The organism is Paraburkholderia sp. BR14374 (assembly GCF_040948685.1).
In the GTDB taxonomy this organism is placed as follows: domain Bacteria; phylum Pseudomonadota; class Gammaproteobacteria; order Burkholderiales; family Burkholderiaceae; genus Paraburkholderia; species Paraburkholderia youngii.
On record NZ_JBFPKF010000003.1, the window covers coordinates 488775 to 499727 of the forward strand.

10 protein-coding genes are annotated in these 10953 nt (G+C 63.8%); 9 read left to right on the forward strand and 1 reads right to left on the reverse strand.

The features are described from left to right. The first annotated feature begins 68 nt into the window (after positions 1 to 68). The 8 genes from AB3X86_RS09400 (at position 69) to AB3X86_RS09435 (ending at position 8213) form a co-directional block, all read left to right on the forward strand. On the forward strand, positions 69 to 665 hold the full coding sequence (locus AB3X86_RS09400) for an isochorismatase family cysteine hydrolase (RefSeq protein ID WP_368595736.1): 597 nt from the start codon (positions 69 to 71) through the stop codon (positions 663 to 665). 84 nt (positions 666 to 749) lie between these two features. After that, on the forward strand, positions 750 to 1271 hold the full coding sequence (locus tag AB3X86_RS09405; RefSeq protein WP_368595737.1) for a hypothetical protein: 522 nt from the start codon (positions 750 to 752) through the stop codon (positions 1269 to 1271). A gap of 117 nt (positions 1272 to 1388) precedes the next feature. Next, the gene (locus AB3X86_RS09410) at positions 1389 to 2234 is read left to right on the forward strand and encodes an AraC family ligand binding domain-containing protein (protein WP_368595738.1); all 846 of its coding nucleotides are present in this window, start codon (positions 1389 to 1391) and stop codon (positions 2232 to 2234) included. 45 nt (positions 2235 to 2279) lie between these two features. Then, positions 2280 to 2687: a DUF2000 domain-containing protein gene (locus AB3X86_RS09415; RefSeq protein ID WP_013092622.1), complete on the forward strand. Its 408-nt coding sequence runs from the start codon at positions 2280 to 2282 to the stop codon at positions 2685 to 2687. A 616-nt stretch (positions 2688 to 3303) separates the two neighbouring features. Beyond that, on the forward strand, positions 3304 to 4695 hold the full coding sequence (locus tag AB3X86_RS09420; protein ID WP_368595739.1) for a class I SAM-dependent methyltransferase: 1392 nt from the start codon (positions 3304 to 3306) through the stop codon (positions 4693 to 4695). Positions 4696 to 4717: 22 nt separating this feature from the next. Continuing rightward, positions 4718 to 6073, forward strand: a complete 1356-nt coding sequence (locus tag AB3X86_RS09425; protein ID WP_368595740.1) for a sensor histidine kinase — start codon at positions 4718 to 4720, stop codon at positions 6071 to 6073. An 8-nt stretch (positions 6074 to 6081) separates the two neighbouring features. Continuing rightward, entirely contained in the window at positions 6082 to 7206 is a 1125-nt protein-coding gene (locus AB3X86_RS09430) for a hybrid sensor histidine kinase/response regulator (RefSeq protein ID WP_176366341.1), read from the forward strand. Beyond that, positions 7206 to 8213, forward strand: a complete 1008-nt coding sequence (locus AB3X86_RS09435) for a response regulator (RefSeq protein ID WP_176366340.1) — start codon at positions 7206 to 7208, stop codon at positions 8211 to 8213. The genes AB3X86_RS09430 and AB3X86_RS09435 overlap by 1 nt, the downstream gene beginning before the upstream one ends. 130 nt (positions 8214 to 8343) lie before the next feature. On the opposite strand, the gene AB3X86_RS09440 is transcribed toward AB3X86_RS09435, so the two are convergent. Then, positions 8344 to 9234: a 2OG-Fe(II) oxygenase gene (locus AB3X86_RS09440; RefSeq protein WP_368595741.1), complete on the reverse strand. Its 891-nt coding sequence runs from the start codon at positions 9232 to 9234 to the stop codon at positions 8344 to 8346. A gap of 439 nt (positions 9235 to 9673) precedes the next feature. Between AB3X86_RS09440 and AB3X86_RS09445 the strand changes: the two genes are divergently transcribed. Further along, the gene (locus AB3X86_RS09445) at positions 9674 to 10945 is read left to right on the forward strand and encodes an efflux RND transporter periplasmic adaptor subunit (protein ID WP_368595742.1); all 1272 of its coding nucleotides are present in this window, start codon (positions 9674 to 9676) and stop codon (positions 10943 to 10945) included. The last annotated feature ends 8 nt before the right edge of the window (positions 10946 to 10953 follow it).

Sequence of the window (10953 nt, forward strand, 5' to 3'; positions counted from 1 at the left end):
GTATGATTTCCGCGGCATCGAAACAGCCGCTCTGACACAGGAAGTGGAACCGGGATAAAGGTGGCGCAATGACAAGCAACGCAGGTTCTGACGACATCGCGAACGAGGCCATTGCACCATCGCGAACCGCGCTTATCGTGATGCACTACCAGACCGATATTCTCGGACTGTTTCCATCGGTCGCGCCGGCGTTGCTCGCCAATACGCGCAGATTATGCGACGCGGCCCGGGCCAAAGGCGTCAGCGTCTATTTCGCCAATCTCCGGTTCAGTCCAGGCTATCCGGAAGTCAGCCCGTTGAACAGGAATGGGCAGGGAATCAAAAAACTTGGCCTGTTCCTCGAAGACCAGACCGCGCCCGAGTTGGGCCAGCAGGCCAACGAACCACTCGTCATCGCGCATCGTGCGAGCGTGTTCTTCGGCACCGATCTGGAGGCGCGACTCTCCGCGCAAGGTATCGATTCGCTGATGATGGTCGGCATCGCGTCGACCGGAGTCGTGCTCTCCTCGGTCGCGTACGCGAGCGACGCGGACTTTCGCCTGTACACGGTCAAGGATTGCTGTTACGACCCGGACGAGGTGGTCCATGAACATCTGTTTGCTACCGCATTCGATTCACGCACCACGGTGCTGTCACTGGCGGACGCGTTGTTACTGCTCGCATAGACCGATACCGACGACTCGACCCGTTAGCCTCGGCATGCCATTTGCTGACTGAAACCGGAAGACAAACTCACCAGGCGACAAACCGTGGCGCCGAAAGCAACGGACATCAGCTCGTTTCAGATTTTCGAGCGCGTCGTCATCCGCTTGTACGACGGCGGGGTGCTGTCGCCGGCGGTGCTTGAACGTGTCGTCGGCGCTTTCGCGCAAGCGAATGTGGACTGGCATGGCCCCGTGCAGGGCCGTTCAGTGGATGACCGTTCACTCCACGAAATCGTCGCGCTGACGATGCTGCCCGGACAGCCGCTGCGATCGGCATCGGCATCCTTCATGTCCGTGATCGAACACATCGCGGGCGTCGCCTCGCAAGCCGAACCGAAGCCCGCGAGACGGGGCAGAAAAGCCGTACCGCCGGTGGACGAAACAGAAGCGGAAGCGGAGACGGAAACGGAAACGGAAACGGAATCGCAAGAACTGCTTGCGCAATTGTCCGGCAACGAGCCACCCGGCAAGCGCCGCCGCGCGAACCAACCACAGGATCGGCCGGCGAGCCCGCACGGCTATAACCCGTTCGTCAACGCCCGGCCGCCGCGCTCGAAGAAGCCGTGAACCCGGTCGCGGCTCGCTTCGCATGCGCCAGGCGCTGGCGAGCCCGCCGATCCCGATTCCCACGCTGCCGTACACTATCCGCTGGCCGCATCGCCCGCGGGCCGTCAGCTCCAACCCATGCCCACTCCACTCGATCCCGCCAACTGGCTAACCGCCCGCCGCGATGCCGAAACCGGCATCGAAAGCCTGCGCGCGCATTTCAGCGGCCACGCCTACGATCCGCACGATCACGACGACATGCTGATCGGCTACACGGAGCAGGGCGTGCAACGCTTCCAGTGTCATCGGTCGTTGCACACGAGCGTGCCGGGCCGCGCGATCCTGATCGAGCCCGGCGCGCTGCACGACGGTCACGCGCCCGAGGCGGGCGGCTTCACCTACGCGATGCTGTATCTGCCGCAAGCCTGGGTCGAGCGCGCGGCGCGCCGGCTCGACCTGCCGGGACTGGCCGGCGTCGAGGCGGCGTTCGGCCATACGCTCGTCGACGACCATGCTCTCGTCGATGCGATCCGCCAGGCGTTCGTCGCGATTCATGGCAACGAGGGTCGGCTCGCGCGCGACCAGACGCTCGATCGTCTGCTGCTGCGACTCGGCGCACAGTTGCGCGACGCGCCGCTCGCCGGCGACCCCGCCGCGTCGCCCGCGATCGCGCGGGTGCGCGATCTGCTGCACGAACAGATGGACGGCAATCCCGGGCTCGACGAACTCGCCGAAGTTGCCGGCATCGACCGGTTCAGGCTGACGCGTCTGTTCCAGCGCGCGTTCGGCACGTCGCGGCACGCGTATCTGGTGCGCTTGCGCCTGCGCGCCGCGCGGCGCCTTCTCGCGGCCGGCCGCACGCCCGCGCAGGTCGCCGCCGAAGTCGGCTTCGCCGACCAGAGCCATCTCGGCCGCTGGTTTCGTCGCGCGTACCGGATGACGCCAGCCGCGTACCGGCAGATGTGCACAAACGTTCCAGACTGATCGCGCGGCATCGTCGATCATGAGCGGCTCAACGAAGGAGTCGTCATGTTCGATACCAAAGTGGCGCTGATCGTGCGCAGCGATCTCGCGGTCTGGCAGAAGCTCAATGTGGTCGCGTTTCTCGCGACCGGCGTCGCGGCCGCGGCGCCCGATGCGCTGGGCGAGCCCTACGAGGATGCCGCCGGGCACCGCTACGGCCGCATGCTCGGCCAGCCGATGATGGTGTTCGCCGCCGACCGCTCCGGTCTGCAGGGTGCGCACCGGCAGGCGCTGTCGCGCGAGCTCAGAATCGTGCCGTATGTGCACGCGATGTTTTCGACGGGGCATGACGCGGCGAACCGCGCAGTGTTTCGCGCGGAGGACGCGGCCAATCTCGACCTCGTCGGTCTCGCGCTGCACGGACCGAAGAAAGCCGTCGACAAGGCCGTGAAAGGTTTGGCCTTGCACGAGTGAGTCGACGAGTGCGCGAGCCGCTCGATTGTCGACGGCACTCGCGCCGAAGCTTAAAAGAGAAACGTTTGCCGCGCCGGACCTGAATTGCGTTAAAACAAAAAAAGCTTATTCGGCGAATGCACGAGGCATCAATTGCCGCTTCATTTCACATCGTTTCGAGTCTCGAAGCGGTAATGCGTCAAAGCGCAGATCTATCCAACGGGCATAGATCGGAAAGGCACAAGTAACGCTCTCCCTCTATAGCGGATCGTGTCGCCGTCGCGGTGATGCTATTGCAAGTCTTTGTCGGGAAACGAATTGTTGGCGATTGCGCCGACGCGGTCGCCAACTCGTTTCAAATTATTCTTTGCAAAAACGGCTTTCTATAGCATGGACATGCTCGCAAGAAAACCTTGCGTATACGTTTCAACCTAAATTGAACCTCATTCAGAATTGAATCTGTTGATGTTACACTGCAAGCCGCTGGAGCCATTCTGGCAAAGGGCTTTGGTGTTTCCAGCTCAACTGTGGTTTGAAACGCGTCCACGACTTGTCGCTGGTGTCGTGCGTGCGGCAGCCATTCACTGGACTTCTCCAACACCCTGCTGCGTTCCCGGATTCCTCAGGTACTAATACCGTGTACTCTCAAACGCAAATCGACCCGGTGGTCAGCTTCCGCAACTCGCAGCGCGAGCATGTGCGTGGGACGATCATTAACCTCCAGAGAAAGTCTTTGGTCATGGAGGTCTATAACCCCTATTCCATCGTGCAGGTCAGCGAGGTCTTAAGCGAGCTGAGCGTGCGCATGGGCACCAAGAATGCCTATCTCGGCAAGGCGGTGGTGGTGAGTCTGGTGAACACCGGTCTGACCGCGGTGGTTTCACTGGCACTCATCGACGAATGGCGCGAGCTTAGCGTTCTGCCCAATGAAGCGAAGTCGGTCGGGCGGGAAGCAGAACTCTTTATTAGCGACTGGGACGCGCGCTTCAATATCCGCCGCGACTATCAGATCGTCGTGAACGAGATGCGCGCGTTCCTGTCGGAAGTGTCGCGCTGGGTGGAGCAGGTCGATCTGACCGAGAGCTTGCCGAAGACCGAAGGCGGCCGGCTGCGCGAGGACCTGTTCTACGAGCTCGCCACGCCGATCATGCTCAAGATGAAGTCCTACCTCGACCGTCTCGAGGAAGAAGCCGAGCGCGTCGACGCGGAGATCGCACCCGTGCATCGCACCTATGCGCAATCGGCGCTGCATCCGTTGCTGCTGCGCGCGCCGTTCGTCTACCGCACGTTCACCAAGCCGCTCGGCTATGCCGGCGACTACGAGATGGTCAATCAGATCCTCAGCGATCCACAGCAGGGGCCGACCACTTACTTCCAGATCGTCAATACCGCGTTCCTGCAGGCGGCGGTCGCGACCGCGCACCGCAACCGCATCACGCTGCTGATCGACTTTCTGACGCGGCAGGCCGAGGCGGCGCGCGCGGCCGGCAGGCCGTTCCGCATCCTCAACGTCGGTTGCGGGCCCGCTTTCGAGATCCAGCGCTTCGTGCGTGAATATCCGCATCCGGAGCTGCTGTCGTTCGAGCTGGTCGACTTCAGCGAGGAAACGCTGGCGTTTACCAAGGACGCGATCGACAGCTCGGCACACGCCGCGGGCCATAAGGTCTCGGTGCAAATGGTGCATCAGTCGGTGCACGACCTGCTCAAGCGTAAGATTTCCACGGACCCCTCCGCGCGCGAATTCGACGCGGTGTACTGCGCCGGTCTGTTCGACTATCTGTCGGACAAGGTCTGCGCACGTCTGCTCAGTTACTTCGCCGCTCGCACCCGACCCGGCGGCCACTTGCTGGTCACCAACGTCCATTCCGCGAATCCGGAGAAGTACGGGATGGAGCATCTGCTCGAGTGGTACCTGATCTATCGGAACGAGAGCGGCATGAGCTCGCTGCTTCCCCCCAACTCCACTGACCAGAAGCTCTACGTCGACCAGACCGGGGTGAATGTGTTCGCGGAAGCAACGATCCTCTGAAACCGTGTCGACATCCCTGTCCATGACTACCAGTCCCCTGCAGAGCGGCTATCAAACCGAGCTGGCCGACTTTCGCGTCACGTTCAGCCGGGGCGGCGCGTGCACCGCGATTGCGCTCGTGCTGCTCGGCGTGGGGCTGGATTACGCGCAGTATCCGCAGTATCAGACGTCGTTCGCGCTCGCGCGACTGCTCGTTTCGTTGATGATCGGCGGTATCGTCGCCTTGCTCGACACAGACATGGGGCGACGGCTTACTCCATGGCTGACGCTGTCCTGGCTGCTGCTGCCGCAGGTGATGATTTCATGGATGATCTGGCGCACCGATGGCGTGCTGTCGCCCTACTATATGGGGCTGAATCTGGCCATCTTCGCGTCCGGCATTGCGTTGCCGTTTGGCTTGTGGCAAAACCTCGTGTTTGGCGTGTTGTCGTGCCTTCTGTATCTGCTGGCCTGCCTGTTGCCTCCGCATGACGGCTTGCCGCTCGGCACGCTGACCGTCAATGTTCTGCTGCTTCTGTTCGCCGCGGCCGCGAGTGCGGTCTACACGTTCTTCAATGAACGCGTGCGCTTCATGCTGTTTCGCCTGAAGGCCGAGGTTTCCGAGAAAAACGCGGAGGTCTCGGCGAAGAACGCCGAGCTCGAAGTGATCAATCGGCAGCTGCTCGACATCAAGGGCCAACTGCTGCAGCAGGAGAAAATGGCGGCGATCGGTACGCTCGCGGCGGGCCTGCTGCATGAAGTGAACAACCCGGTGAACTTCTGCCTGATGGCGATCGAGGTTGCGCTGGAAGAGCCGATCTCGAAGAAGGAGCCGACGCTGCAGGAATGTCTGGTCGATGCGCGGCAGGGCATGCAGCGCATCCAGCACATCGTGTCGGACCTGAAGACGTTCGCGTATCGCAAGCCCGGCGCCGAGGCGGAACTGGGCACGCCGTTCCTGTTCGAAAAGGCGCTCGATTCGGCGATCCGGCTCGTCGGGCATGAATTGCGCGGCGTCACCGTGACGCGCGAGCTGCCCGCGGATACGCTGGTGCAGGGCGACGAGGCGGCCATCATCGGCGTGCTGATCAACCTGCTGTCGAACGCGGTGCTGGCGATGCGCAAGGCGGGCACGCCCGCGCCGGCGATTCACGTCAACGTCAGATGGTCGGAAGAGCGCCTGCACGTGACGGTGAAAGACAATGGGCCGGGCATCGCGCCTGAGAATATCGCGCGCGTGTTCGAACCGTTCTTTACCACCCGCGAAGTGGGACAGGGCCTGGGCCTCGGACTGTCGATCAGCTATGCGGTGATCGAGCGCCATGGCGGCCTGCTGTTTGCCGAGAGCGAGCTGGGAAGTTGGGCGGCGTTCAGTTTCGATCTGTCGCCCGCACCCTGAGAAACACCATGAATGACATCCGTCAGACACAGCCCACTCTCCTCTACGTCGATGACGAAGAGTTGGCGTGCAAATATTTCGCGCGCACCGTCGGTGCCGATTACGAGGTCCTGCTCGCGACGAGCAGCGACGAGGCCATCGCTATCCTCGAGCAGGACAGTGCCCGCATCGCGGTGCTGGTCACGGACTTTCGCATGCCGGGGCGCGACGGCGGCGACCTGCTGCGCCAGGTGGCGCTGGAGTATCCGCACATCGTGCGGATTCTGGTCACTGCTTACGCAGACGTCGAGATGCTGTTGCAGACGGTCAACACCGGCGAGGTGTTCCGCATCCTCGAAAAGCCGCTGAAGCCGGCGGCGGTGCGCGATACGCTGCAACTGGCATTTGACCGCTACCACGAACGCGCGATGCAGAATCAGCGTCTGATCGCGATCGACGAAACCCTCGCATTCATCGCGCACGAACTGAACACGCCGCTCGCGGCGATCGCGTTGAACGCGCACAGCATCGAAGATCGCACCGACGCGGAGCGCGATGCCGAAGGCGAAATTCTCGGCGCCGCGAAATCGATGCGCGAGAGTGCGCAGTACTGCATGGCGGTGGTGTCGTCGTTCTGGCGCTCGGTGCACAACGGGCGGCGCCGGCAACAGGAGGGCGACGAGGCGCGTATCGAGAGCACCGCGCATGGGCTGATCTCGGCGTTGCTCGATACGTATCCGTTTACGACCGCGCAGCGCTCGTGGGTGCATGTCGATGTCGAAAGCGACTTTGCGGTGCTCACGCAGCCGAATTGCGTGGCGCTCGTGCTGTCGTCGCTGTTGTCCAACGCGTTGCGCGCGCTCGCGGATGTGCCGTCGCCGTCGGTGCGCTTTACCGTAACGACGGAACCCCACCCGAGCATCGGCATCTGCGACAACGGGCCCGGAATTCCGCCCGAGATCAAAGACCGCCTGTTGACGGACCCAATTACAACGCACGCGAAATCCGGGGGGAACGGCTTGGGCCTGATTCTATGCAACCGTGTCATGCAGTCCTGTGGCGGCGGACTCAGGATCGAGTCCACGCCGGGGGGAGGCACCACCGTAGTGCTGGATTTCCCCCATATCAAAGGTCAAACGCACAGGAGTTGTTGATGAACGAAGCAAAAGCCACAGAGGAGTTGGCGCCGGCGATCATCTTCGTCGATGACGAGGCTACCGCCGTAAAGTACTTCCAGCGTGCCATCGGAAGCCTGGCGCCGGTCCTGACTGGCGGCTCGGTGGAAGAGGGCAAGGCGCTGCTCGACGAGCACGGCGACAGGGTCGGCGTTCTTGTCTCCGACCAGCGCATGCCGGGCGAGTTCGGCAACGAGCTGCTGCGCTATGCGAGCGAGCGCTTTCCGCATGTCGTGCGGATTCTGACCACCGCGTATTCGGAAATCGATCAGACCGTCGCGGCCGTCAACCTCGGTCACATCCATCGCTATATCAAGAAGCCGTGGGACATCACGGCGCTGCGCATGGAGCTTAAGCAGGCGCTGGAACTCGCCGAGCTGCGCAAGGAGCGCGACACGCTGGTGCGCGAGAAGCTGGGCGTGCTGCAAAAGCAGGTGGTCGCCACCCGCATTGGTCTGGTGCGTTCGCTGTCGGCTACGCTGATCGGGCCCGAGCGCTTCCAGCCGGTCGAGACGTATCTTGCGGCGGCGGTGCTCGCCGAAGTGCCGAACTCCGAGCCGGACTGGCTGCTGCAGGACTACTCCGACCTGATCGCGGCCGAGAGTGCCCGCAGCGGCGCGTTCGGTCATGCGGTCGCGGCGCATCTCGCCACGCTGCGCAACCGGCACGGCGGCGCGAGCGTGACCGCGAGTGACGCGCTGACGGCGCTGGCCGGGGCGTTTTCCGAGGCTGGCATCAATGTGCGCCGCGCAGGCGATGGTCTCGTGTGCGACCAGCCGGCCACGCTCGCGGAGTTTCTCGCGGAGCCGGGCAACAACGCGGTGTCGAGCGGCCACGCGGCATGGCTGGCGAGCCTGCTGTGGCTCGACGGCACTGACGGTGCATTGCAGCCGGCACGCGAAGGCAATGCGGTTGTTTTCCGGCCGGCGCAACGCGGTAGCGAGTTCGCCGCTGACCGCCTCGCCACGTGGATCGAGCAGTTCTGATTACCTTGCTTCGAGGGCGCGCGTGTGACGCGCCCCCTCTCGCCCTGCATTCGCGCTGCAGCCCGCCACGGCTAGCAGCGCGAAGCTGACCAAGGCTCGCGCGAGCCGTGCCGACTTCGGTCGATCCTTCTCAAGCCTGAATGCGCGGCACGAAGCGCCGCGTTCGAATCCATTTGGTTGCCACCCACTTGTCGCCGCTGCGCAGCGGCGTGCTCGCGTGCAGCGAGCTCGGATCGCACATCCCGTAGCGGTTGCCGTATTCGAAGTAGAGCGCATGCCCGCGCTGCGGCACGACCGACCAGCCGAGCTGCGGAAACACCGTCTCACCGCCGCCTTCCACGTCTTTCAGATACATCAGCAGCGTGCCCATGCGCTGACCGCTGCGCGCGATCGACTCGCGATTCGCTGCGTTGCCCGTCATCAGATAGTCGACGTGCGGCGTCGACTCCGCGCCTTCCTCATAGTGAAGCATTTGCAGGCCTTCGCCGTTCTCGACCGGGCTCGCCGTCAGTTCCGCGATGCGCGCCTCGATGCGCGCGATCAGCGGCGTCTCGCCCAAACGGAAAAACATCCCGTGACTACTGCGATGAGCGGCGATCACATCGCGGCCGGTCACCGGATCGACGACGGCCGAGCGGTCCAGCCGCGGCTGTGCGAGCGCGATCAGCTGCTCGCATTCGTCGGCACTCAGGAAGTTGGCGAGGTGCACGGCAGCCGGTCGTTGCAGCCGCGACAGCACGCGCACCTTGCGCTCGCCGAGCTGGATCAGCGGCCCTTCGGGCACGCGCAGCGGCTCGGGCTGGTAGCTGAGCGGCGCGCCGCCGACTTCGAGCTTGTCGCCGGGCAGCGCCATGCCGTACAGGAACGCCGACGCAACCGCCTCGACCATCGCCGCGGCCAGCTCGGCCGCGTTGTTGCGGCTCACCAGTTCGTTGACGATCGCTTGCGGCGCGACGCCGCGCGAAAGATTGGCGGCGATCCAGTCGCGGACTTCGGCGGGGAAATTGACGGTGATGGACATCGGGGCGAGCTTGTGGGGTGTCGTGACAGTCGCGGCGCGCGACGCTGGCTCGCGATGATATCGGACGAATGTGACGACTCTGGACGGACGGCCCGGTTTTCATTTGGCTGTCGTCTGTTACCGCATGTTGCGATGTCCCGCCGCGCTCAAAACTCGACCCATGCGGATGTCCGCCGCCCGCGCGCCGCCTGATCGACACCCCAACCCTTTCACCCGCCAACATGTTGCACCCCCTGTAACTCAAGCCCTGCGCAAGCCGGCTACATTCACGCATGCCCGACACCAAAGTCGCGTCCCGCTTTCTTACGTCTTCATAACAACAGTACCGAGGGCTTCGACTGATGACAACGCGCGCGAACCGTGTCACTTTTGCGCAGTCCCGTCAGAGGACGAGCTTCCAGCCGAGTCTCGACACCAATATCCGTTCCCGGAGATCAACATGAGCGAAACCGTGTCCCCGCCGCCAAAGCGCTCGCGACGCGGGCTCATCATCTTCGCGGTTGTCCTGCTCGTGCTGGTCGCGCTCGTCGTGGTTCATCTGCTGACGCGCAAGAAGCCGGCGCGCGAGAACGCGGCGATCGTCGTCACCGTTGCGCAGGCGACGCTCGGTTCGATGCCGGTCACGCTGAGCGAGCTCGGCACCGTCATTCCGATCGCGACCGTGACCGTGCTGCCGCAGCTGAGCGGCTATCTGACCGAGGTCGGCTATCACGAAGGCCAGGAGGTGCAAAAAGGACAGTTCCTCGCGCAGATCGATCCGCGCCAGTACCAGATCAGCAAGCAGCAGGCGGAGGCGACGCTCGCGAAAGACCGCGCTTTGCTCGCGCAGGCGCGCGCCGATCTCGAGCGCTATACCCAACTGAACGAGCGCAAGTCGATCGCGCAGCAGACCTACGCGGATCAGCAGTTTCTCGTGCAGCAGGACGAAGCGGCGGTGAAGGTCGATCTCGCCAACATCGCCCAATTCGATCTCGACCTCGCGTATTGCCGCATCACCGCGCCGATCGCGGGCAAGGTCGGCTTGCGGCTCGTCGATCCGGGCAACTACGTGACCGCGTCGTCGACGACCGGCATCGTCGTCATCACGACCGTGAAGCCGACCACGGTGCAGTTCACGGTGCCGCAGGATTCGCTCGCGTCGATCGTGCAGCGTCTGTCCACCGGCGCGAAGCTGCCGGTCACCGCGTATTCGAGCGACAATTCGCGCGAGATCGCGACCGGCACGCTGTACGCGGTCAGCAACCAGATGGCGACCGCGACCGGCACCGTCACGTTGCGCGCGACCTTCGCGAACGACGACGAAGCGCTGTTCCCGAACGAGTTCGTCAACGTGAAGCTGCTCGTCGACACGATGCAGAACGCGGTGCTCGTGCCGAGCGCCGCGGTGCAGTCCGGCGCGCCGGGCGACTTCGTCTATCTGGTCAATCCGGACAGTACGGTGTCCGTGCACAAGGTCAAGCTGGGCCCGAGCGACGGCAGGAATACGGTGATCGAGTCGGGTCTCGCGGCCGGCAACCAGGTCGTGACGGACGGTACGGATCGTCTGAACGACGGCGCGAAGATCGAGCCGGCGCATCCGAAGTCCGCCGCCGCGGCAAGCGGCGCGGCCGCCGCCGGCCCGAAGGCGCCCGCCGCGGCGTCCGAAGCAGCGCCGGCGTCGAGCGCGGCGGCATCGCCCGCGGCGGCCGCGTCAGAAGCCGCTTCGTCGTAACGGACCCC